Origin of the sequence: Yersinia enterocolitica, assembly GCA_002082245.2 — a bacterium.
Lineage (GTDB): Bacteria > Pseudomonadota > Gammaproteobacteria > Enterobacterales > Enterobacteriaceae > Yersinia > Yersinia enterocolitica_E.
In genome coordinates this window covers 3,601,046-3,623,936 of sequence record NBTC02000002.1, presented here as the reverse complement: position 1 = coordinate 3,623,936, position 22,891 = coordinate 3,601,046, and the positions used below count along the sequence as shown (strand labels likewise).

Below are 22,891 nucleotides of genomic sequence, written 5' to 3'. Positions count from 1 at the left end.
ACAACGCCTGCAAGTTGGGCGCACAATGCGCCCATTAACGATTTATACTCTTTTTACCTGGCGCTGCTACATGGCCGTTTTACCCGACGGCAACGCCAATGAATTACGCTGGTATACTGGTACGACGAACCAACACCACCCCAGCCCCAACCAGTGCACCAATCGCACCCCACATAATCAGCAGGAAAATACGGCGCGGACTATCACGGGTAACTGGATCTTCCGGTGTACGTAAGTAGCGATATGTCTGGAACGTTTTATCCAACGTTGGACCGACGTTCAATGTTGCCAGCATGGCACGGTTCTGATCGTAATCAATATCAAAACTTGGTCCGGTAGCCTGTAATGTTTCCAAACGGGCTTCAAGCATCGGTTTACCCAGCATAAACATCTTGGAATCTGGTAACTGCTCTGCCGGAGTATCTGTTTGGTTTCGGTTAATTCCTTGCTGACCTGCGACTTTCAATGCTTGCTTAACTGCCGTCACTTCACGATCAAACACCGCTTGAGCGACCGCTTCTTGCCGTTTAACTTGTGCTTTCATCGATTGAGTACGAGCCGCCCATGCCCCTTGAATCTCATCATTCAAATGGCTAGCTGCACGCTGACTGGCAAAATCAATATAACCACGGAGTAATTTATTGGAATCACTGGCCGTTTCTGCCGTCAATTTAATGCTGTCATTCAGCATTTTCTTGTCATCGCGTGGGGTGAAAACAATATTGTTTATCAGCTCATCCAGTAATGCGGCATCAGCCTTGGCATCACCTTCCAGACGCTGTTTGTAGTAATCACTTTGCAGCCAGAAATCACGACGGGTATCGTAAGCCGCAAGTTGGGTAATAAACTCACCATAAGCTTCGTCAGAGATACCGGGTTGCTCACTGGCAACTCCGCTATTGATGCGAGTATCCAGATTACGTAAAAACTGCTGCTGAGAATAAAAACCACCCAAATTATTGACTGTTGGCCGGTCAGTAATGGCTGTTGCACTCCACTGTTGTTTCACCAGATAGGAAACACCCAGCGCGATTGCAGCAAAAAGAATTGCCATACCGATAATCCACACCTTACCGCGCCAAAGAGTACGGAACAGGCTGCGGATATCTAATTCGTTATCCACAGTAGGCTCATTATGGGTAGACCCTGTTTTATCAGTCGACATCGATTCTGGTTTCATCACTGCCTAAAAGCCTCAGGTTAAGATTCATGCTTATTTTGCGATGCACGACGCATCCGACGCTTCATCCGTTTGATAAAACGTGCCACACGCCATGCTCGTTTAATGCAGTAGCCATACAACAGAAATGCAAGCAAGAATAATGCCAACATCACCCATTCAGGGACAAATGTCAGCCTTTCGCCAATAACACCAATCGCCGCTAACAACGCTGCCGCCAGTGTAATTAAGACAAATGCCTGCCGTGAGGTAAAACCGGCACGCATAATCAAGTGGTGGATATGTTGACGGTCTGGTGAGAAAGGACTCATTCCTTTACGTAAACGTCGGTACATGATGGCAATCATATCCATCAATGGAATTGCAATAATCCATAATGCAGTCACCGGGTTAATCGGATGGGAATTCCCTTGTGTGGTTTGCAGCAACATCCAAATAGCGGTGAAGCCAATTAGCGTACTGCCCGCATCACCCATAAAGACTTTATAGCGACGCCCTAATAACCCAAGGTTTAACAGAATATAAGGCAAGATAGCGGCTATCATGGCAAAGCACCATAATGCCAATGCCATCAGCCCGCTTTGATACAATAGAATACCCATGGCACCGAAGGAGACACAAGACAACCCCCCCAGTAAACCATCAATACCATCCACCATATTGAAAGCATTTATCGCTGCCCACACCGCGAACAGTGTGACGACATAGCCAAATGGCCCTAATGACATCTCCCACGGACCAAAAGCATGTCCCAGGCTCCGCAAATAGAGCCCTGCGACTACCATCATGGCGATACCCACCAATGCCTGAACAAAGGCACGGATTTTTACACTGATATCAAAGCGATCATCTAAAGCACCAATGAACACCAATAAACCGGCGCAACCGAGATAGAGTCGGAAATGAGGGATCTGCTGATTGGTTATCAGAAAGGTAAAACAAATACCCGCAAACACGGATATTCCGCCCACTAATGGAATCAACCCTTGGTGACGTTTGCGATAATTAGGTTTATCAACAAGTCCGATTTTCTTGGCAACTTTGCGAGCAACAAATAAAAATGCCAGAGAAAACAGGAATATAACAAATATCTCAGTACTCATAGTGAGTAAGTTCACGTTTAACCGCTCTCTGCAAAAATGATACGACAGCTTAGCATGCGGCTTGGCACATACCATGCCTTCCCCACGCTTTCAGTTATTTCCGAATATGATGACAGCCTTGCTTGTTATTCCCAACTCTATTTTTTGCTATTTTCTCATTGGTAATGAGAATAACTACCAAAATAGCCATAAATTATGGAATGCCCATCACTTAATGGATAACAAACCCAACTATCGTATATTCCAAAAGCAAAAAACGCCACGACTGTGCGTGGCGTTTTGACTGATTTTACTCGACTTACGAACGTCTCATATTATCGAAGAACTGATCGTTAGTTTTCGCTGTTGCCAGTTTACTGATGAGGAACTCCATCGCATCGATTTCACCCATTGGATGAAGAATACGGCGCAAGATCCACATTTTTTGCAGCTCTTCAGTGGTGGTCAGCAGCTCTTCTTTACGTGTACCAGAGCGGTTGAAATCGATGGCTGGGAACACACGTTTTTCGGCAATTTTGCGCGATAAATGCAGTTCCATGTTGCCGGTACCTTTAAATTCTTCATAGATAACTTCATCCATTTTAGAACCGGTATCAACCAATGCCGTGGCAATGATGGTCAGGCTACCGCCCTCTTCAACATTACGTGCAGCACCAAAGAAACGCTTAGGACGATGCAAGGCGTTAGCATCCACACCACCTGTCAGCACTTTGCCTGAAGCAGGAACTACGGTGTTGTATGCTCGGGCCAGACGAGTAATGGAGTCCAGCAAGATGATAACGTCTTTTTTGTGCTCAACCAGACGTTTCGCTTTCTCGATAACCATTTCAGCTACCTGAACGTGACGGGATGCTGGCTCATCAAAAGTGGAAGCAATAACTTCACCCTTAACCAGACGTTGCATCTCAGTCACTTCTTCAGGACGTTCGTCAATCAGCAATACCATCAAGACGCAATCAGGGTGATTGTAAGCAATGCTGGTAGCGATGTTCTGCAACAGCATAGTTTTACCCGCTTTAGGCGGTGCCACAATCAGACCACGTTGACCGCGACCGATTGGCGAGGCCAAATCAAGTACACGGGCAGTTAAATCTTCTGTCGAACCATTACCACGTTCCATGCGCAGACGAGAGTTGGCATGTAATGGGGTTAAGTTTTCGAACAGGATTTTGTTACGGGCGTTTTCCGGTTTGTCGTAGTTAACTTCGTTAACTTTTAACAATGCAAAATAACGCTCACCCTCTTTCGGCGGACGAATCTTACCGGCAACGGTATCACCAGTGCGAAGGTTGAAACGGCGAATTTGGCTTGGGGATACATAGATGTCGTCGGGACCGGCGAGGTAGGAGCTGTCTGCAGAGCGGAGGAAACCAAATCCATCCTGCAATATCTCCAATACACCGTCACCGAAGATATCTTCTCCACTTTTCGCGTGCTGCTTAAGAATAGAGAAAATAATATCTTGTTTACGCATCCGGGCCAGGTTTTCCAGCCCCATATTTTCGCCAAGTGTTATCAGATCAGAAACCGGCGTGTTCTTTAATTCGGTAAGATTCATAATGGTGGGTTCTTAAACTCGGGGTATGTCTCGAACTATGGTCGTGAATGGTATGGCAGCGTCATCCGTGCCTGTTTAATGGGACATTCAATCACCGGCCTTGAACAAACTACGCAAGTAATGACTTACGCGGGATTTGCGCGACACAACGGTCAAAAGATTGAAGGTACCTTAGACTGATTTGTAAAACCGTTAGACTGTCAAAAAACTGATTGAGTTCATAATCATTCTCAACACACATTATTTCGACATAGAGTAAAGCTTTAGATTCAAACTATTTAGGTGCTACAGACTATTTATTAGATGCTAAAGAGTAAATTAGATACTAAAGAATAAGCTAGATGCTATAAACCCGGACTCGATACACAGGAATGTTCTATATGCAGTAGAGTAAACTTAACACGCTTCTTTGCAGGCGTCTAGCGGTCAGTGTGAGAAATCACAACTGCCGCTAAACATACCCTACAGCCTTGCAGCCACAGCCGTGTTAGCCGCTATTACAACTCAGCCCATCCATGAACCTCACCTCGTTGAGCCCGCGGCAAACAGTGCTCAAATCTGCTTCTGACAGATTTGTCGCCCGAATCACTAACCTTAGTCAGATCATCGAAGTTCACTTGCTGCAACGCCAACGACTTTGGGTATTGACGGCTAATACCGCTTACAGATTTGCATCCAAGAAGGCTTTAAGCTGGCCTTTAGACAAGGCACCCACTTTGGTGGCCACTACTTCACCGTCACGGAATAACAACAGTGTAGGGATACCACGGATACCGTATTTCGGTGCCGTGCCCTGATTATCATCAATATTCAATTTAGTGATGGTCAGTCTGCCTTCATACTCTTCAGCAATTTCATCCAAAATCGGAGCAATCATCTTGCACGGACCACACCATTCAGCCCAGAAATCGACCAGAACCAGGCCGCTGGCTTTCAGCACGTCAGTGTCGAAGCTGTCGTCACTCAGGTGAATAATTTTATCGCTCATGTTCTACTCCAAAGGATTGTGTCTACCTCGTTGGTGTAGCATTAACCAACAATAGGATGACTTTATTTCACCGGATACGCTTTCGTAAAGCAATAGTTAGCTGATATTCTACCACACTATGAGCAAAACACACTTGACCGAACTGAAGTTTTCCGACTTCGCCCTGCACCCGCTAGTTATAGAAGCTCTTGAAAACAAAGGGTTTCATAACTGTACGCCGATCCAGGCGTTAGCATTGCCACTCACCCTCTCTGGGCGTGATGTAGCGGGTCAGGCGCAAACAGGTACCGGCAAGACGCTGGCATTCTTAGCGTCTACTTTCCATTATTTGCTTTCTCACCCGGCTGAAGAGGGTCGCCAGACTAATCAACCACGCGCATTGATTATGGCACCAACGCGTGAATTAGCAGTACAAATTCACTCCGATGCGGAATCACTTTCCCAGATGACTGGCCTGAAATTAGGCTTGGCTTATGGTGGTGACGGCTACGATAAACAGCTTAAAGTGCTGGAAAGTGGCGTTGACATTCTGATCGGTACTACTGGCCGTTTAATCGACTACGCGAAACAAAATTATATTAACCTCGGTGCGATTCAGGTTGTGGTTCTGGATGAAGCTGATCGGATGTACGATCTGGGCTTTATTAAAGATATCCGCTGGCTGTTCCGCCGTATGCCTTCCGTTGATAAACGTTTAAACATGTTGTTCTCTGCCACACTCTCGTACCGGGTACGTGAATTGGCATTCGAACAAATGAATAACGCTGAATATGTTGAAGTGGAACCGTTACAAAAAACCGGCCACCGCATTCAGGAAGAGCTGTTCTACCCTTCAAATGAAGAAAAAATGCGTCTGCTTCAGACGTTGATAGAAGAAGAGTGGCCAGACCGCTGTATTATTTTTGCCAATACCAAACATCGTTGTGAAGAGATCTGGGGTCACTTGGCTGCTGATGGTCATCGTGTTGGTTTACTGACCGGTGATGTGGCACAGAAAAAACGCCTTCGTATTTTGGAAGATTTTACCAAAGGTGATTTGGATATTCTGGTTGCTACCGATGTTGCCGCCCGTGGCTTGCACATTCCACTGGTCACCCATGTGTTCAACTATGACCTACCTGACGACTGTGAAGACTATGTTCACCGCATTGGCCGTACCGGTCGTGCTGGCGAAAGTGGTCATTCTATCAGCCTGGCATGTGAAGAGTACGCGTTAAACTTACCGGCTATCGAGACCTACACCGGTCATAGCATTCCGGTAAGCAAATATAATAGCGATGCGCTATTAACTGATTTGCCGGCGCCAAAACGTCTGGCCCGTACCCGTACCGGGAATGGTCCACGCCGTAACTCTGCCCCACGTCGCAGTGGTGCACCACGGAATAACCGTAAGCGACCGAGCTGATAAATGATGCTAAGTTCCACCTCACTTTATGCTGCCATCGATCTTGGCTCCAACAGTTTCCATATGTTGGTAGTACGTGAGGTGGCAGGCAGTATCCAGACGTTGGCCCGAATCAAGCGGAAAGTCCGTCTGGCTGCGGGTCTGGATAGTCAAAACCATTTATCACAAGAAGCGATGGAACGCGGCTGGCAATGTCTGAAGCTCTTTTCAGAACGTTTGCAGGACATTCCTTTGGACCAGATCCGGGTGGTTGCAACTGCAACCCTGCGTCTTGCCTCAAATGCTGAAGAGTTCCTGCAAACTGCAATCGACATTCTTGGTTGTCCGATTCAGGTCATCAGTGGCGAAGAAGAAGCTCGTCTGATTTATCATGGTGTGGCACATACCACCGGTGGGCCGGAGCAGCGGCTGGTGGTGGATATCGGCGGTGGTAGCACCGAACTGGTCACCGGCAATGGTGCTCAAGCGAACATTCTCGTAAGTTTATCAATGGGTTGCGTCACCTGGCTGGAACGTTATTTTAGCGATCGCAATCTGGCAAAAGACAATTTTGAGCGTGCGGAACTGGCTGCTCGTGAGATGATCAAACCGGTCGCGAAACGTTTTCGTGACCATGGCTGGCAAATTTGTGTTGGAGCATCGGGTACGGTTCAGGCCCTACAAGAAATTATGGTTGCTCAGGGCATGGATGAACTGATCACGCTGGCCAAATTACAACAGCTCAAGCAGAGAGCCATTCAGTGCGGCAAGTTGGAAGAACTGGAGATTCCCGGTTTAACACTAGAGCGAGCGCTGGTTTTCCCCAGTGGTTTGTCTATCTTGATTGCGATATTTCAGGAACTGGCAATTGACAGTATGACACTGGCTGGCGGCGCGCTGCGCGAAGGGCTAGTCTACGGCATGCTTCATTTACCGGTCGAGCAAGATATTCGTAGCCGGACAGTGCGCAATTTGCAGCGCCGTTATTTACTCGATATCGAACAAGCCAAGCGCGTGAGCAAGTTGGCCGATAATTTTTTGCTACAGGTAGAAAAAGAGTGGCAACTCGATAGTCGATGTCGGGAGTTATTGCAAAATGCCTGTTTGATTCATGAAATTGGTCTAAGTGTCGATTTTAAACATGCTCCCCAACATGCTGCTTATCTGATCCGCAATCTAGACCTACCCGGTTTTACCCCCGCGCAAAAGCTATTACTGTCCGCATTGTTGCAAAACCAGAGTGATACTCTCGATTTGTCCCTGTTGAATCAGCAGAATGCATTGCCGGTGAATATGGCACAGCATCTGTGTCGAATCCTGCGTCTGTCGATTATTTTCTCCAGCCGTCGGCGGGATGATACCTTACCAGCCGTCAGGCTTCGGGCCACGGGCGAGGCTCTTTATGTGCTGCTACCCCATGGCTGGTTACAACAGCACCCTTATCGAGCAGAGGCGCTGGAACAGGAAAGCCATTGGCAAAGCTATGTCCAATGGCCACTGTCATTAGAAGAACTTAATTAAATTCTTTGCTGTTGGGCGGCCTGGGTCGCCCTATCCCCTTATCCTTCACACTGAAATCTCTACAAAACCATCAGATTGTGATCATCCTCAGCTTAAAAAAGAAACATTGTGTGTATTTTTATAAAACGACGTTTCTTTTTTGGAAGAGGTAACAATGCGAGCACAGCTTCAACGTCCACATAGCTTGGCTATGTTGGTAATGATGTCCAGTCTGATAGCCAGCACCCCAACGGCAATTGCAGCTAAAACAAGTGCCCACGATGCCCCTCAACAGCTTCAGGTTCCTACTCTCGCTTATGATGAGAGCACTATTGTATTAGTGTGGAAAGCACCAGAAGACACAGGTAAAATTGTCGATTATCAAATTTATTCTGCTGGAAAGCTGCTGGGTAAAGCCAGTGATAACAATAATAAATTCTCTCCCGCCAAGCCCTATATCGATCACTTTTATGCCAATGATAAAGATAATTTCCAGCATAAGATTGTGCTACAAAACTTCACCGTTGATGGCCTGAAACCCGATACCCGCTATCAATTCACGGTAAAAGCCCAATATGCTGATGGCTCGTTATCCGCTGCCAGTAATCTTGTTACGGCAAAAACCAGCGCCAAACCACAAATCGTCAACGTGCGCGACTTCGGCGCAGTTGATGATGGCAAGACATTGAATACCAAGGCGATCCAACAGGCAATCGATAGTTGTAAGCCAGGCTGCCGGGTTGAAATCCCCGCGGGTACTTTCAAAAGTGGCGCGCTGTGGCTAAAAAGTGATATGACCCTCAACCTGCAAGCAGGTGCAACACTATTAGGCTCAGAGAACCCTGATGATTATCCAGCGGGTTACCGTTTATATCCCTATTCCACCATTGAGCGCCCAGCCTCACTGATCAATGCCATTGACCCGAATAAAAGCACACCAGGGACTTTCCGCAACATCCGTATTACCGGTCCGGGGGTGATTGATGGTAATGGCTGGCAACGGGCAAAAACGGCTGAAGTGACCGATGAGCTAGGTCATCCATTGCCACAATATGTGGCGAGCAAAAACAGCAAAGTGCATGAAGATGGGATTCTGGCTAAAAATCAGGTTGAGAAGGCTGTTTCTGATGGTATGGATTTGAAAAATGCCTATGGTCAACGTCGCTCCAGCCTGATGACATTGCGCGGTGTAGAGAACGTCTATCTGGCAGGTTTTACCGTACGTAACCCCGCATTCCACGGCATTATGAATCTGGAAAACCACAACGTGGTCGCCAACGGTTTAATTCATCAAACCTATGATGCAAACAACGGTGATGGTATCGAGTTTGGTAATAGCCAAAATGTAATGGTGTTTAATAACTTCTTTGATACTGGCGACGACTGCATCAATTTTGCTGCCGGTACTGGAGAAAAAGCACAGCAGCAAGAGCCGATGAAAGGTGCATGGCTGTTTAATAACTATTTCCGTATGGGCCACGGTGCCATTGTAACCGGTAGCCATACCGGTGCCTGGATTGAGGATATTCTGGCGGAAAACAACGTGATGTATCTGACCGATATTGGCCTGCGTGCCAAGAGCACCAGCACCATTGGTGGTGGCGCCCGTAACGTGACATTCCGTAATAATGCCATGCGCGATTTGGCCAAACAGGCGGTAGTGATGACGCTGGACTATGCCGACAGTAATGCCAATATCGACTATCCACCAGCTAAAATACCGGCTCAATTCTATGATTTCACAGTAAACAATGTGACATTAGATAATATAACCGGCAAAAACGCTGCGATTGAAATCAAAGGCGATACGGCAAACCAAGCCTGGCACCGTTTGGTACATGTCAACAATGTGCAATTGAAACAGGTAAACCCAACCGCTATCAGTGATTTACGTGACAGTGAATTTAATAACGTGGTCTTTACTGAGTTACGGGGTGATACCCCTTGGCACTTCAGCGACGTGAAAAACGTGACTGTCGATGGCAAACCCGTAACGCCTTAGCGGGGTAAAAACGGGCAGACCAAGACACTGCCCGTTACTGTTTTCGCCTTCGTGGCAATTCTTAGCTTTCACTACTGTTTCTTCGCATTCGCTAATTGCGCACGAATATTGGCCAGATGACTCTGGCCTTTCTGCATCCGCTCTTCCGGGCTAACAGCTTTGCGCTCATCTTCCCATTTCAAGTCGTCTTGCGGTAACTCCATCAGAAAGCGACTGGGTTCCGGCCGAATCAGCTCACCATACTGCCGCCGCTCTTTGCACAAGGTAAAGAACAACTCACGCTGGGCGCGGGTGATACCCACATAGGCCAAGCGCCGCTCTTCATCTACATTATCTTCATCGATACTGCTTTGATGCGGCAGCAAGCCCTCCTCCATGCCAACCAAAAACACATAAGGGAACTCCAGCCCTTTGGAGGCATGCAAGGTCATTAATTGCACTTGATCCACTTCTTCATCACTTTCTCCCCGCTCCATCATGTCGCGTAGGGTAAAACGTGTAACGACCTGAGTGAGTGTCATCGGCTCATTCAGCTCAGAGCCTTCCAGCATTTCAGTCATCCAACTGAATAAGAGATTAACGTTCTTCATCCGCATTTCTGCTGCTTTTGGGCTGGGAGAAGTTTCGAACAACCAACTTTCATAATCGATGCCGTGAATCAGATCGCGTACTGCCGCCACTGGCTCACGTTCTACCAACCGAATAATACTATCTATCCAGTGCGTGAAACGCTGCAATGACTCCAGACCACGGCCTTTCAGATGCTCGCCTAATCCCAAATCAAAACTGGCTCGAAACAGGCTTTTATTACGTAAATTGGCCCATTCCCCCAGTTTTTGCACGGTCGTTGAACCAATCTCACGCTTGGGTGTATTCACGATACGTAAAAATGCACTGTCATCGTCCTGATTGGTCAATACCCGCAAATACGCCAATAGGTCTTTGATCTCTGGCCGCGAGAAAAATGAATCGCCTCCCGAAATACGATAAGGGATACGGTTTTGCATCAGTAGCTTTTCGAACAACCGCGACTGATGGTTACCGCGATACAAAATGGCGTAATCACTGTATTGAGTCTTTTTGACAAAGTGATGGGCGATAAGCTCACCGATCACTCTTTCCGCCTCATGATCTTCATTATTGGCAGTGATCACTTTCAGCTCATCGCCATAACCCAGCTCAGAAAAGAGTCTCTTTTCAAAAACATGGGGGTTATTGGCAATCAGAATATTTGCCGCCTTTAGAATACGGCCCGAGGAGCGGTAATTTTGCTCCAGCTTGATCACCTGCAATTGCGGGAAATCTTCATTCAATAAGACTAAGTTCTGTGGTCGCGCTCCGCGCCATGAATAGATAGATTGGTCATCATCACCGACTACGGTAAAACGCGCCCGGTTGCCCACCAGTAATTTAACCATTTGATATTGGCTGGTATTGGTATCTTGGTATTCATCGACCAGTAGGTATCGCAGACGATTTTGCCAGCGTTCGCGCACGTCCAGATTGTTTTGCAGCAGCAGTGTCGGCAGGGTGATAAGGTCGTCGAAATCCAACACATTGCAGGCTTTCAAATGGGCGTCATATAAGCCGTAGCAATGCACAAACAGCTTATCACGCTCGGATCGCGCCAGTGCCGCAGCCGCCGCTGGCGAGAGCAGATCATTCTTCCAGTTGGAGATCTGGGATATCAATTGTTGCAGTAACGTTTTATCGTCTTCCAACCACTTGTGGGTCAGATCTTTCAATAGCCCCAATTGGTCTTGTGCATCAAACAGCGAGAAGTTGGATTTCATCCCCAACGCCACATACTCTTTTTTGATAATCTCTAATCCCAGAGTATGGAAGGTTGCTATCATCAAGCCACGTGCTTCTTTACGCCCCAATGTTTGCGCCACACGTTCTTTCATTTCACGCGCCGCTTTATTGGTAAAAGTCACCGCCGCAATATGTTTCGGTTGATAGCCACACTGGCGGATCAAATGGGCAATCTTGTTAGTGATAACTCTGGTTTTGCCCGATCCCGCACCGGCCAACACCAGGCAGGGGCCAGTAACGAATTCGACGGCTTGTTGTTGGCTGGGATTTAATCGCATGGCACTCGGAAGCTCAGTGGGTTAACGGGGGAACAGGATTGTAGCAGAAAGCGGTCGGCGAAAAAAAACCACCTGCTGTTTTTGATTTGTAAAACGCTCGCCGCAGTGGCCCCATTACGACCAAAATACGCTACACTGGCGCGCTTCAAGCCCTATTGAAGATAACCTTCGTTCAAATAACTATGTAGTCTAAATAACTTAGTGGTGATTGTTACTATGGCAAACAAAGCTTCTGCACTGCACATTTTGGTTGATGATGAAAAGCAGGCAAACGATATTCTGGCGCAATTGAATAACGGTGCAAATTTCCAAGAGTTAGCGAAAAAATTCTCTAACTGCCCGTCAAAACGTAATGGCGGCGATTTGGGCGAGTTCAATAAAGGGGATATGGTCCCAGCTTTCGATAAAGCGGTATTTAGCTGCGAACTGCTGCAACCTTATGGACCGGTTAAGACCCAGTTTGGATATCACATTATTAAAGTGTTATATCGTAACTAAGTTAGTGATGCGCCACCTTTCTGGCGGCGCAATAACTCAGTTTTAGTCCAGTGGCTCTCATCTGACGTAATCCTCATGCTATAAGGTTATTTTTAATAAATAATATTATGGATATTATATCCCTCATGATTTTATCTATACTTTCTATACAAATACTCCACTAAACTTTACAAAATAACCAGTAAAATTATATTGAAAAGCTATTTTTAGGTGCTAGAAAACAGCAAAACCAAGATTTTTTAACAAAAACAACAAGAAAGATCCCATTAGTTGTTTTATTTTAAATAAAAAAACCATTTAAATACAATAAGTTGAGATATAATTTATAGACACACAGTTTTTGTAGGAATATTCCCACATAGATTGGTTCGTTTATCTGATGTGAAGTTAAGACAGCTTTCTATATTATCTCCCTCATCAAGTAACAGACGTGGCGGAATAATTACCACCGATTTACTTAAACGAAAAGAATGTGGAAAGCTGACAAGTATAATCGAATAACATTCGCACATATAGTCATTAACCCACTTCATATCTATTAAGTTAAGTATTCATTCATATTTAAATTCGAATGAATGCTCACCCACATTTAATTATTATATTGGAGTTTTAAATGAACAAGTTAACTTTGGCTATGGTGTTATTCTCAGCATCTACAACTATTGCAATGGCAGCAAGTAATAATACAATTACTTTCCAAGGTGAAGTCACAGCACAAACCTGTTCTGTTACCGTCAACGGTGTTGATGCCAACCCAATGGTATTGCTGCCAACTGTATCCAGCAGCGATTTGGATGCTTCAGGGAAAACAGCAGGTAAAACGGCCTTTACCCTGGGTGTATCTGGTTGTGCAGTTGGCCCTGATGATATTGATGTCAAAACTGTTTTCGTCGCTAACCAAGTCACAGCTTCCGGTAACTTAAAAAATACCGGCACAGCAGCAAACGTTGAGCTTCAATTGCTGAAAGACACAACAACGACTTCGGGTATCGATCTGAATAGTGGTTTGGCGCAAGATGGTATAGTGTTAAAGGCTGGTGATACAGCAGCAGAGCATGATTTTGCAGTTCAATATTTTGCAACTGGACAAGCAGGCGCTGGTTCTGTGATCGCATCAGTACAATATGCAGTTTCTTACCTGTAATACCTGCTTTGCCGAATAGGATATACTTTAACTAATTGGCGCTGCAATCAGGCAAAGTAAATGACAAATCGGTCATAGACCTTTTTGAATAGCATTTATGCTAGCCCGCAGGGTGAGCCTCAATGAGGCTCATTAATCCCGATAATCTTCACAATAGTGATTCGGGTAAAGTTCCCCGATGTGTATTCAGCAGCTTCAAGCACCAACAAAATAGCTATTCGGCCAGTTTCATTCAGAGGGTATCCCCATGATGGTTAACATACATAGCTACAGTTATCGTTATCTGTTCATCGCGTTATTAATTCTTATGGGCATCTCTTCTGCTAAAGCCAGCGTCATCATGACGGGTAGCCGAATTATATATTCGGCGGGCGAAAAAGAGCACAGCGTACAATTAACAAATAAAGACAACTTCCCCAATGCGGTTCAGGTCTGGCTAGACAGTGGTGATGCCCAATCAACACCAGAAACAGGCAAAGCACCCTTTATCGTCACACCACCGTTCTTTCGCATGGAAGCCAATGCGGGACAAACATTGCGGCTGAAATATACCGGTAGCGGCCTGCCAACAGATAGAGAATCCGTGTTCTATCTTAATTTTTTACAGGTGCCTCCCGTCAACAAAGCAGAAAAAAGTAATAAAATGTTAGTGTTGATGCGTAACCGCATTAAAGTATTTTATCGACCTGAAAGTATTACTGGCCGTGTTGATCAGGTCTCCAGCGCACTGACTTTCAGTGTGCGCCAACGTGGTAAAGATGTTGTTGTAACAGGGAAAAACCCAACAGGATTCTATGCCACCATTGCCAGTGGTGAAGTTGTTGGCAGTGGTAAAAAACTTAAAATGAAATCCGAGATGATTTCACCGATGTCTCAAGCAGAATGGGTTATCCCAAATTCATCTGTACCTTCTAATGCTATTGTTAATTTCCTGATAGTGAATGATTTCGGCGGGCAAGATACCGGAAGTTATCGTATTTAGCCGGTAAAGGAAGATTTATGAGGCTTGCACGCGCTTCTGTGAAGAGAAAATTCTTTGGACGCAAGAAAGCATTAACACTATGTATTGCTTTAATCTTACATGTTGATACGGCTTTGGCTCAGGATGAGCCACAAAACCTCGAGTTCGATGAATCTCTGTTTTTAGGGACCAATTTTGCTTCAGGTTTGAATCAACTCAATAAAGAGAATTCTGCCACAGCCGGAAATTACGATGCTGTCGATGTCTTGGTTAATAACAAACCGTTTAAACGCACTACCATTGAATTTATTAAGAACGCTGACTCATCAGAGGTTTACCCCTGCCTGAGTGATGAATTCTTAACTGCGGCTGGCGTTGTTCTTACTGGCAAAGACAGTACTGCAACCAAAGAACCTAATACGCTCAAAACAGAATCCGCCCCCTCGGATACTGCGGCTTCGTCTACAGAACAATGCAAGCCGCTGGCTGAGCGGGTAAAAGGTGCCTCTTTTCACTTTGACCAAGCCAAACTTCGTCTAGAATTGTCGATCCCACAAGCTTTGTTGCAAAACCGGCCCAGAGGTTATATCGAGCAAAGTGAATGGCAGGAAGGCGAAAAGCTCGCATTCATTAACTACAGTTCCAACTTTTATCGCAGTGAGACGCAGTCTCAGCAAAACAACACCTCTGATTACGGCTTTGTTGGCTTAAAAAGTGGCCTCAATCTCGGATTATGGCAACTGCGTCAACAATCAAACGTACGTTATTCCAGTAATGATAATAGCAGCGATACCCAATGGAATAATATTCGTACTTATGTCCAGCGCCCTATCCCCCAATTGGATAGTCAATTAACGCTGGGCGAAACCTTCACCGACAGTACATTATTTGGCACCATGTCGTTTCGTGGCGTTAAAATGGCAACCGACCAACGTATGTGGCCAGAATCCATGCGTGGCTTTGCCCCTGAAGTTCGTGGTGTTGCCAGTACCAATGCGCGGGTGGTTGTTAGCCAGAATGGGCGTGAAATTTATGAAACTACGGTTGCGCCTGGCCCATTCGTTATTAACGATTTATATAGCACCACCAGTCAGGGTGACCTCAATGTTGAGGTGATTGAAGCGAATGGTAGCCGTTCGACATTTACCGTGCCATTCAGTGCCGTCCCGGACTCAATGCGCCCAGGTGTTAGCCGTTATAATGCGGTGGTCGGCGAATCTCGTGATTTCACCAATATTGATAACTATTTCACTGACTTCACCTATGAGCGCGGTCTTACCAATCAGTTAACTGCGAACAGTGGCCTGCGTTTAGCGCAAGACTATACGGCACTCCTTGTCGGTGGCGTATTAGGTACCCCCATCGGGGCCTTTGGCCTCAATACTACCTACTCTCATGCTAAAGTTGAAAATGATGACACGCAGAATGGCTGGCGGATGCAAGCAACCTATAGCCAGACATTTAATCAAACCGGGACCACATTTTCATTGGCCGGATATCGCTATTCAACCAAAGGATATCGCGATTTAAATGACGTTTTTGGTGTGCGCTCAACGCAAAAAAATGGCGGGACATGGGATTCAACAACCTATAAACAACGCAGCCAGTTTACAACCTCAATTAACCAGACGTTGGGCAATTATGGTCAACTCTCTGCATCAGCGTCGACCAGTGATTATTATAATGATACGCAACGAGATACGCAGTTACAGCTAAACTATTCAAATAGCTACCAAGATGTCAGTTATAACCTTGCCATTAGCCGTCAGCGCACTGTTTATACCTCAACCCAATATAATTGGGATGACGATACGACGAATCAGACGACAACGCGCTACGGTAATACTGAAAATATTGCGACGCTAACGGTGTCTATCCCACTCAATATTGGAAATAAAAATCAATATTTATCGATGTCCGCTAGCCGTAATCCCAAAAGTGGTAATAGCTATCAGACGTCATTATCAGGTACCGCCGGTGAACGAAACAGCTTTAACTATTCAGTGAATGCCGGCTATGACGACAGCAATATCAGTAGCAGTTCAAATAACTGGGGGGCAAATGTGCAAAAACAATTCCCTAATGCGACCGTCAATGGCAGCTATTCCCGCGGCAATAATTACACCCAATATGGTGTTGGTGCTCGCGGAGCCGCAGTAATACATAGTAAAGGTATGACACTCGGACCTTATTTGGGCGAGACCTTTGGTTTAATTGAAGCGGATGGTGCTCAGGGTGCAACAGTACGAAATGCACAAGGGGCGAGAATTGATAATAACGGATTTGCCTTGGTGCCATCATTAACACCCTATAATTACAATACGGTGGGTTTGGATACTAAAGGTATTAATCGCAATACTGAACTGAAAGAGAATCAAGGCCGCGTCGTTCCTTATGCCGGGGCCGCAGTGAAAGTCAAATTCGAAACTCTGAAAGGCTATGCTGTGTTAATTCAAACCCAAACCAATGACGGCGGAGGGTTACCACTGGGTGCCGATGTTTATAACAGCAAAAATGAAATTGTCGGGATGGTAGGTCAAGGGAATCAGATCTACGTACGTGTAAAAGACGACAAAGGCTTACTTTATGTGCGCTGGGGTGAGAACAGCAGTGAGCAGTGTGAATTACCTTATACTTTTGATGGTCAAGATACCGAGCAGGATATTATTCATATAACAGGCAGTTGCCACCGTTAACAATTATGAGAAAAATAATGTTAAGAACAACAGAGCAGTTAATATCTTGCAAACTATCACGGCCAACAGCCACTGCCGGTCACCGCCGCCAGCGTATTGCGGCTGGAATGATATTATTTATAGGGTTATGCAGCACCTCAGCATGGTCAACCTGTACCCGGATTACGATACAAAGTCAGCTTGGTGTTGGCGATGGTACGGCAAGTGACTGGGCGGGTTCTCTGGATTATAATAATGGCTCACTCGGCTTGCCGGGCCTTATTGACCTTAGCACGGCGGCGAATTTTCAACCCGATGGGACATTATTAGCCGCAGGTACCTCTGACTTCACCACCTTTGCCCTGAACACCGGTTATGACCCTAATCGGGTGCTATTTCGCTGCGCTGCGGCCGATGTTGATCAACTCTTCGAAATGTATGCTACTAACGGAGATAATGACTTTGGTGGTAAAAATGAAGATGGTGCCATTGCCGGTAATGTTCCCTCTGGTTTTGCCACCTATGTCCGCAATGTTGTTATCAGGCTTACAAATCTATCCACTGGCGAGTATTACTCGCGCTTATGGAAAGGGCGGCGCTTAACCGACCTGGATAAAGACAGCAGTGGCCGTATTTTAGTCAAAGCCAAGAATTTCAGTAACCTGTATACCGAGCTGTTTCGTATTGATTATGCCCGTGCCAGCACTAACAATGCAGCCTCTTACCTGTATGCCTATACCCAACCCAATGCTTATATCGCGTTTAAAGGGCCAGGGATTAGTGGCCCTATTGAAGGAACTGACTCAGTATCAAACTGGCCCGGCTGGTATGCTACCTGGCCTGCCTCTATTGGATTGTACAATTATGTCACTTTCCGTCGCACCACGATTTGTGCGGTAACCAACTTTACCCCCACAGTGATATTACCGAGAATTTCTGTGGCAGAGCTGAACAGTGGCAGCACCACTTCTGCTGAATTTAAAGTAGACTTTCAGTGCCAGACCGGTGTGACATCAGGTGTCACTGCTGGCACGGTAGCGATGGGCTTTCTGGTACCAGCAGCAAATGCCGCTAAAGCGCAAGCTTTGGGATTAATGAACGGCAGTGGCGGGATCAGCCACTTGGTGTCAGATAGTTATGGTTCTGCCGGAACAGCAAGCGGTGTAGGCATCCGTATCTACCGCAATAATAGCCCGATTTATCTGCTATCAAAGAATGTAACTCAAACCGGTAATAACGCCGGCTGGTATGGCATCTTCCAGGGCGCCCAAGAAATAACCGGCACGGTGAGTGGGGGTAATAGTTACACTGAGAACTTTCGGGCTGAGTTAACTAAAATCAGCGGGCAAACTGTGACACCAGGAGCGGTGAATGCACATGCGCAAGTGGTTATACGTGTCCAATAATATGTTTTTCAGACACATAAATAGTGGGATTGGTGGGTTACTTTTGTTGCTTATGGTTACCAGTATACCGGCCACGGCAAGTGTCATTGCGGAAAGAACACGTATTATCTTCAGTGAAGGTAGCACCGAAGAGTCACTACAACTGGTTAACAGCAATAGCTATCCGGTGGCAGTGCAGGTCTGGGTGGATGACGGTGATTTGACCGCAACACCAGAGAAGTCTATTTCACCGGTATTAGTGTTGCCTCCGCTATTTCGGCTACAACCACAGGCACAACGTAGCCTGCGATTGATCTTATCGGGGGCCAGTAAATTACCCGTTGATAGGGAGTCTGCATTTTGGCTCAATGTTTACGAAATTCCACCGAAGGTGACCCCTAAAACTGAGGATGAATCTTTCGTCACGCTGGCCTTGCGCATGCAATACAAAGTATTTTACCGCCCTAAAAACTTACCAGCCCCAGGAGATACTTTAGGTAAGGCGTTAACCTTTACTCTTGAGACAAAAAGCGATACCGCCCTGATTCAAGTTGATAACCCGACGCCTTATTATGCATCATTAGCCTCACTGACATTAGGCTCAACTGAAAGCCTGCCAGATATGGTTGCTCCTTTTTCGAAGCTCGATTTTTCGCTCAATCGTTTACCCCCAGCAGGCAGCAAGACGGTCAATTTTGTCTTAATTGATGATTTAGGTAACCGAAAGGCATTTAGCAGCAATTTAAAATAAAAAATTAATGAATATAAACTGTCGCAGAGACAGTTTATATTCTGGTTTCTAATTACCACAACCAGTCATATGCCTTGCCCCGCCCTATTCCACGTCTGATTCAAGTCTAATTACCGATAATAAGATCTATTCTTGATTGCTCTATTCTATTAAAGCTTATCATGTTTATAAAAAATCACTCCACCTGCATTTCCAGTGAAATACCCAATTGCATTATGCATCCTTCAATAAAACTTTCAGCAACTTGTAATTGACGTCGAATCTCCCGTTCATTACATTTTTTCAATCGGGCAATAGAGGCTTTAGATTGCCCATACACATAATGTCGAAGGATAAGCTCCAGTTCTTTTTCTCGCGAGGCCCGCTGTAAATTTCCTATTGTTTTATCAATGGCTAATCCGTCATTATCGCAACATGACTCTACCTGTCTATTGCTCGTCACCAATCCCTTAAACCCGCTAGCGATATGAGGATAATCCAGATGAGAGTTATCCCTAGCCCATACACCCCAACGCGTCAAAACAGTTTGGATATCACTCATTACTGCTCTCCTTTTATATTTAAATGCCTTTTCATTTATTTGATTAATATCACCCACAAAAAAGACCTCACTAATTAGCAAGGTCTATTAATTAATAATATTGAGAAACAATAGATATACCCATAATGTGTATAACCACGATTAACACCTTACAAGATTTTTTTCGGGCCGGGATAGGATTAATTTAATAAATCTCACTCCCATGAAATACATAGGCATTAAGATAGAAAAGTTAACACATCCTCATCCGAACTTAGAGCTATTTATATCATATAACCGACTCATTAATTACAGAATTATAAATCATGCAAATATAAACCACCATAAAGACGGCCCATATTATTAATTAACGATATAAGTTACTCTTTGAATCCAGGCTTGCCATTTTCGGCTCGCCATTTTTTTATAAACTCAAGAATACCTTCGGGACTGTGTTCACTACCTTCCTCTGGATAGAAGAATAAATCTGTCCCCGCAGGATATTCTGTTATTTTAGCTACATGGCGAATAATATTATCGTGTTCTTCTTCTGAAACATCAATTCTCCAAATTTTCTCCAGAAGATTAAGAAATTCCATAGCTGTATATTCTTCCAACTTATTTTTTAATTCCATCTCATTTCCCTCTATTCTTAGAATGGATTTCAATGTGGAGCTTCGGTGTTGTTACCCGCAAATTGTCCACATCGTAAACGGCCCCATTATCTTTAATTGGAGCAACATGATGAAGCTCAAATTTATCACGTCCACCAACCTTTTCTTTAGATTGTGTAAAGGCGAATATCCTTTTTCTCTCATACGACGTTGGTTTAATTCGATAAACTGCCCAGACAGCTCAGGGTCATTCGCAACCTCCTGCCAAAACGCTTCCCTAAATCTATCAAAACTACTGAACGTCCTGCCACGATAATTTATCGGCAATCTGTACTGGGATCGGTGCTCCCAGCTACTAATAATCTGATGACCAAATGATATAATAAATGAGCGTTTATTTTTTTATTAACTAATTAATAAAATATAAACCGCCAGAAAGGCGGCCTATATTATAATTTTGGAAACCAAGTGGCCAATAGTTAAATTTTTGATATGGCCATTTTGATTTCTTCCAACAACTGGTTAAGGCTAAATCCTAAAGTGCTGGAGTAAATGGGATTCTCCCAGTCCTCATGTCTAATAGACATAACTTTAAAATAACCACTCTCGTCAAAAGAGGGATACCAACCAACATCAACAATAGAGCCATTCAGATATTTTATCTGTAGTAGATCCTCATCAAGAAGGTCAATAACATCTGACAACTTATCATCTTTTTGAATAGAATGCAGATCGTTATATATATATTCAGCATTACTTATATATAATACGTCATCAAATAATTTTAATTCTTTGTTCATTTTATTAATCTCCTGGATTCGGCTTCACCAATTGGATGAGAATGAATAGCACCCCCCGATTCTTTAGTTACTACCCAGCAAGTTTCCTTTCCTTTATATGCACCTTGAACATCTCTAAATTCCTTAACTTTCCAAGATTGACCATTAGTTACTGAAATCCCTGCCAACCAAACTTCTTGATCAACTTCAGGGATATTAACACCTTGTTTGAATTTTGCCGGACCTGATTTAGTCGAGTTAACAATATCGTCCCACTTCATATTCTTGGGAGGGTAATGTTTGAAACCATGAGAATACGACTCTTTAGATTTACTTAGATAAATATACACCGGTTCCAGCCCCGACGCTGCCGGGAACCAAATGATGTAATAAATAGAGTATTTATATTTCAGCAACTAATTAATAAAGTACTCATACTTATCTATTGTAATGATATTTTTAAAATGTGGTTGAATAGATATCATCCAGTTCTATGCTACTTCACCCCCGTAATTCATCGTATCATCCAAAGGAAGCTCTAATATCTCGATGATAGTATCATCACCCCCAAAATTCTTATAAAATCTCATGCCAACTAACACATCAGTTTTTATCAAACCAAATTAGTCGTAATTTTAGCCCCACAATTCATCTCATAAATATATTCACATTAATATCACAATCAGTAATCATAAAAAATAACCAGTAACATCCTTGTTCACTGATTATTAATTACAATAAATTTTTAGTAATGCTGAATACTATTCCGCATCGTATTTTTTATCGGTTACGAATTTCGGTTCTTTCCAGTTGGGACCTTTGAGTGTATGCCCTTTATCATCTTCAGCCAACTTACCTTCTTTTATTAACCTCTGATATGTAAATAAAAGATCTCGGTTAGCTACCACATCAAAATGATATTTCACATACATTCGATCAATACCTTGATATGCTGTATTAGGAGTGAAGGCTAATAGAACATCTTCGACTGTTTCATTTTTAATTATTTTTTCCATATTTGACATTATTTATCTCCTAAATATTTTTTAACTCTGCTTTTATATATGCATCCTCAGCTTCTGGCGTATATAAAGGCTGTTTTTTTTCATTAACCTTATAGTCCTCCAGAGTTGCGGTATGAGCGTCATTCCAAACAGATTTATCATTAACACCATCCGGCACCCCTAGCGCACGATATCGTTCTAGCTCTCTGATTTCATGAGTATAAAAGCGTTTATCAATATCAGTGGCCGTGAGTTCCCCCATCAAGATTCGCTCCAGCCGCTCGATCATCAGCTTATTATCCTCTAATTCATCAAAACTACTGAACGTCCTGCCACGTAATTTATCGGCAATCTGTACTGGGATCAGTGCTCCCAGCTACTAATAATCTGAGGACCAAATGATATAATAAATGAGTGTTTATGTTTCTATTAACTAATTAATAAAATATAACCCGCCAGAAAGGCGGCTTATATTATTACTTGCAGATATAACTTACTCTTTAAATCCAGGCTTGCCATTTTCGGCTCGCCATTTTTTAATGAATTTAATAACTCCCTCGGGGCTATCCTCCACTCCAGCCTCAGGATAATAAAGGATATCAGTACCATTAGGGTGTTCTGTAATTTTTACAATATGATTTACAAGTTCGTCATGCTCCTCTTCTGAAGAGAATTCACCAATAAATAATAAATTAATCAACTCTAGAAACTCATTTTCAGTATAGTCTGTTAACTCTTTTTTAAGTTCCATA

At 44.3% G+C, this 22,891-nt stretch carries 21 protein-coding genes and 1 pseudogene; 9 read left to right on the top strand and 13 right to left on the bottom strand.

The features are described from left to right. Nucleotides 1–103: 103 nt before the first annotated feature. The 4 genes from A6J66_018055 to trxA form a co-directional block, all read right to left on the bottom strand. Nucleotides 104–1,165 (bottom strand): ECA polysaccharide chain length modulation protein, encoded by a 1,062-nt coding sequence (locus A6J66_018055; protein PNM25903.1) that lies wholly within the window; start codon nucleotides 1,163–1,165, stop codon nucleotides 104–106. 35 nt (nucleotides 1,166–1,200) lie between these two features. Further along, a complete protein-coding gene (locus A6J66_018050) occupies nucleotides 1,201–2,298 on the bottom strand; it encodes a UDP-N-acetylglucosamine--undecaprenyl-phosphate N-acetylglucosaminephosphotransferase (GenBank protein PNM27068.1) in 1,098 nt (365 codons plus the stop codon). Nucleotides 2,299–2,581: 283 nt separating this feature from the next. Then, nucleotides 2,582–3,841 carry a transcription termination factor Rho gene (rho, locus tag A6J66_018045; protein PNM25902.1) on the bottom strand — a complete coding sequence of 420 codons (1,260 nt, stop codon included), beginning with the start codon at nucleotides 3,839–3,841 and terminating at the stop codon, nucleotides 2,582–2,584. Between the two features lie 661 nt (nucleotides 3,842–4,502). Next, nucleotides 4,503–4,829, bottom strand: a complete 327-nt coding sequence (gene trxA, locus A6J66_018040) for a thioredoxin TrxA (protein PNM25901.1) — start codon at nucleotides 4,827–4,829, stop codon at nucleotides 4,503–4,505. Nucleotides 4,830–4,947: 118 nt separating this feature from the next. On the opposite strand from trxA, the gene A6J66_018035 reads away from it, so the two are divergent. The 3 genes from A6J66_018035 to A6J66_018025 all read left to right on the top strand — a co-directional run bounded on the left by A6J66_018035 (nucleotide 4,948) and on the right by A6J66_018025 (nucleotide 9,715). Further along, nucleotides 4,948–6,234, top strand: a complete 1,287-nt coding sequence (locus tag A6J66_018035) for an ATP-dependent RNA helicase RhlB (protein PNM25900.1) — start codon at nucleotides 4,948–4,950, stop codon at nucleotides 6,232–6,234. 3 nt (nucleotides 6,235–6,237) lie between these two features. Beyond that, nucleotides 6,238–7,734 (top strand): exopolyphosphatase, encoded by a 1,497-nt coding sequence (locus A6J66_018030; GenBank protein ID PNM25899.1) that lies wholly within the window; start codon nucleotides 6,238–6,240, stop codon nucleotides 7,732–7,734. 154 nt (nucleotides 7,735–7,888) lie between these two features. Then, nucleotides 7,889–9,715, top strand: coding sequence for an exo-poly-alpha-D-galacturonosidase (locus tag A6J66_018025; protein ID PNM25898.1), 1,827 nt, complete (start codon nucleotides 7,889–7,891; stop codon nucleotides 9,713–9,715). A 71-nt stretch (nucleotides 9,716–9,786) separates the two neighbouring features. On the opposite strand, the gene A6J66_018020 is transcribed toward A6J66_018025, so the two are convergent. Then, entirely contained in the window at nucleotides 9,787–11,808 is a 2,022-nt protein-coding gene (locus A6J66_018020; GenBank protein ID PNM25897.1) for an ATP-dependent DNA helicase Rep, read from the bottom strand. A 216-nt stretch (nucleotides 11,809–12,024) separates the two neighbouring features. On the opposite strand from A6J66_018020, the gene A6J66_018015 reads away from it, so the two are divergent. The 6 genes from A6J66_018015 to A6J66_017990 all read left to right on the top strand — a co-directional run bounded on the left by A6J66_018015 (nucleotide 12,025) and on the right by A6J66_017990 (nucleotide 19,222). Then, nucleotides 12,025–12,306 (top strand): peptidyl-prolyl cis-trans isomerase, encoded by a 282-nt coding sequence (locus A6J66_018015; protein PNM25896.1) that lies wholly within the window; start codon nucleotides 12,025–12,027, stop codon nucleotides 12,304–12,306. Between the two features lie 613 nt (nucleotides 12,307–12,919). Next, entirely contained in the window at nucleotides 12,920–13,450 is a 531-nt protein-coding gene (locus A6J66_018010; GenBank protein PNM25895.1) for a type 1 fimbrial protein, read from the top strand. 307 nt (nucleotides 13,451–13,757) lie between these two features. After that, on the top strand, nucleotides 13,758–14,432 hold the full coding sequence (locus A6J66_018005; protein ID PNM27067.1) for a molecular chaperone: 675 nt from the start codon (nucleotides 13,758–13,760) through the stop codon (nucleotides 14,430–14,432). A gap of 17 nt (nucleotides 14,433–14,449) precedes the next feature. Beyond that, on the top strand, nucleotides 14,450–17,107 hold the full coding sequence (locus A6J66_018000; protein PNM25894.1) for a fimbrial protein: 2,658 nt from the start codon (nucleotides 14,450–14,452) through the stop codon (nucleotides 17,105–17,107). A 17-nt stretch (nucleotides 17,108–17,124) separates the two neighbouring features. After that, a complete protein-coding gene (locus A6J66_017995; GenBank protein PNM25893.1) occupies nucleotides 17,125–18,492 on the top strand; it encodes a fimbrial protein in 1,368 nt (455 codons plus the stop codon). Next, entirely contained in the window at nucleotides 18,458–19,222 is a 765-nt protein-coding gene (locus tag A6J66_017990; GenBank protein PNM25892.1) for a molecular chaperone, read from the top strand. The genes A6J66_017995 and A6J66_017990 overlap by 35 nt, the downstream gene beginning before the upstream one ends. 175 nt (nucleotides 19,223–19,397) lie before the next feature. On the opposite strand, the gene A6J66_017985 is transcribed toward A6J66_017990, so the two are convergent. The 8 genes and pseudogenes from A6J66_017985 to A6J66_017950 all read right to left on the bottom strand — a co-directional run bounded on the left by A6J66_017985 (nucleotide 19,398) and on the right by A6J66_017950 (nucleotide 22,890). Continuing rightward, entirely contained in the window at nucleotides 19,398–19,763 is a 366-nt protein-coding gene (locus tag A6J66_017985) for an antitermination protein (GenBank protein ID PNM25891.1), read from the bottom strand. Nucleotides 19,764–20,122: 359 nt separating this feature from the next. After that, nucleotides 20,123–20,377 (bottom strand): bacteriocin immunity protein, encoded by a 255-nt coding sequence (locus A6J66_017980; protein ID PNM25890.1) that lies wholly within the window; start codon nucleotides 20,375–20,377, stop codon nucleotides 20,123–20,125. Between the two features lies 1 nt (nucleotide 20,378). Continuing rightward, a pseudogene (locus A6J66_017975) lies at nucleotides 20,379–20,677 on the bottom strand (HNH endonuclease). 158 nt (nucleotides 20,678–20,835) lie between these two features. Then, on the bottom strand, nucleotides 20,836–21,156 hold the full coding sequence (locus A6J66_017970; protein ID PNM25889.1) for a hypothetical protein: 321 nt from the start codon (nucleotides 21,154–21,156) through the stop codon (nucleotides 20,836–20,838). Further along, complete coding sequence (locus A6J66_017965; protein ID PNM25888.1) at nucleotides 21,153–21,416, bottom strand: hypothetical protein; 264 nt, start codon at nucleotides 21,414–21,416, stop codon at nucleotides 21,153–21,155. Before A6J66_017965 ends, A6J66_017970 begins: the two co-directional genes overlap by 4 nt. 480 nt (nucleotides 21,417–21,896) lie before the next feature. Beyond that, nucleotides 21,897–22,160: an immunity protein gene (locus A6J66_017960; protein ID PNM25887.1), complete on the bottom strand. Its 264-nt coding sequence runs from the start codon at nucleotides 22,158–22,160 to the stop codon at nucleotides 21,897–21,899. Nucleotides 22,161–22,170: 10 nt separating this feature from the next. Continuing rightward, nucleotides 22,171–22,428, bottom strand: coding sequence for a pyocin (locus tag A6J66_017955; GenBank protein PNM25886.1), 258 nt, complete (start codon nucleotides 22,426–22,428; stop codon nucleotides 22,171–22,173). Nucleotides 22,429–22,632: 204 nt separating this feature from the next. After that, the gene (locus A6J66_017950; GenBank protein ID PNM25885.1) at nucleotides 22,633–22,890 is read right to left on the bottom strand and encodes a bacteriocin immunity protein; all 258 of its coding nucleotides are present in this window, start codon (nucleotides 22,888–22,890) and stop codon (nucleotides 22,633–22,635) included. Nucleotide 22,891: the final 1 nt, after the last annotated feature.

Bases quoted from the DNA above. Each gene is read 5' to 3' on its own strand.
- A6J66_017955 (PNM25886.1), bottom strand. From the start codon at position 22,428: ATGATCGAGCGGCTGGAGCGAATCTTGATGGGGGAACTCACGGCCACT.
- A6J66_018000 (PNM25894.1), top strand. From the start codon at position 14,450: ATGAGGCTTGCACGCGCTTCTGTGAAGAGAAAATTCTTTGGACGCAAG.
- A6J66_017970 (PNM25889.1), bottom strand. From the start codon at position 21,156: ATGAACAAAGAATTAAAATTATTTGATGACGTATTATATATAAGTAAT.
- A6J66_017965 (PNM25888.1), bottom strand. From the start codon at position 21,416: ATGAAGTGGGACGATATTGTTAACTCGACTAAATCAGGTCCGGCAAAA.
- A6J66_018020 (PNM25897.1), bottom strand. From the start codon at position 11,808: ATGCGATTAAATCCCAGCCAACAACAAGCCGTCGAATTCGTTACTGGC.
- A6J66_017990 (PNM25892.1), top strand. From the start codon at position 18,458: ATGCACATGCGCAAGTGGTTATACGTGTCCAATAATATGTTTTTCAGA.
- A6J66_018015 (PNM25896.1), top strand. From the start codon at position 12,025: ATGGCAAACAAAGCTTCTGCACTGCACATTTTGGTTGATGATGAAAAG.
- A6J66_018025 (PNM25898.1), top strand. From the start codon at position 7,889: ATGCGAGCACAGCTTCAACGTCCACATAGCTTGGCTATGTTGGTAATG.
- A6J66_017950 (PNM25885.1), bottom strand. From the start codon at position 22,890: ATGGAACTTAAAAAAGAGTTAACAGACTATACTGAAAATGAGTTTCTA.
- A6J66_017985 (PNM25891.1), bottom strand. From the start codon at position 19,763: ATGAGTGATATCCAAACTGTTTTGACGCGTTGGGGTGTATGGGCTAGG.
- A6J66_017960 (PNM25887.1), bottom strand. From the start codon at position 22,160: ATGTCAAATATGGAAAAAATAATTAAAAATGAAACAGTCGAAGATGTT.
- A6J66_018010 (PNM25895.1), top strand. From the start codon at position 12,920: ATGAACAAGTTAACTTTGGCTATGGTGTTATTCTCAGCATCTACAACT.
- A6J66_018005 (PNM27067.1), top strand. From the start codon at position 13,758: ATGGGCATCTCTTCTGCTAAAGCCAGCGTCATCATGACGGGTAGCCGA.
- A6J66_018035 (PNM25900.1), top strand. From the start codon at position 4,948: ATGAGCAAAACACACTTGACCGAACTGAAGTTTTCCGACTTCGCCCTG.
- A6J66_018030 (PNM25899.1), top strand. From the start codon at position 6,238: ATGATGCTAAGTTCCACCTCACTTTATGCTGCCATCGATCTTGGCTCC.
- A6J66_017995 (PNM25893.1), top strand. From the start codon at position 17,125: ATGTTAAGAACAACAGAGCAGTTAATATCTTGCAAACTATCACGGCCA.
- A6J66_017980 (PNM25890.1), bottom strand. From the start codon at position 20,377: ATGGAATTAAAAAATAAGTTGGAAGAATATACAGCTATGGAATTTCTT.
- A6J66_018055 (PNM25903.1), bottom strand. From the start codon at position 1,165: ATGTCGACTGATAAAACAGGGTCTACCCATAATGAGCCTACTGTGGAT.
- rho (PNM25902.1), bottom strand. From the start codon at position 3,841: ATGAATCTTACCGAATTAAAGAACACGCCGGTTTCTGATCTGATAACA.
- trxA (PNM25901.1), bottom strand. From the start codon at position 4,829: ATGAGCGATAAAATTATTCACCTGAGTGACGACAGCTTCGACACTGAC.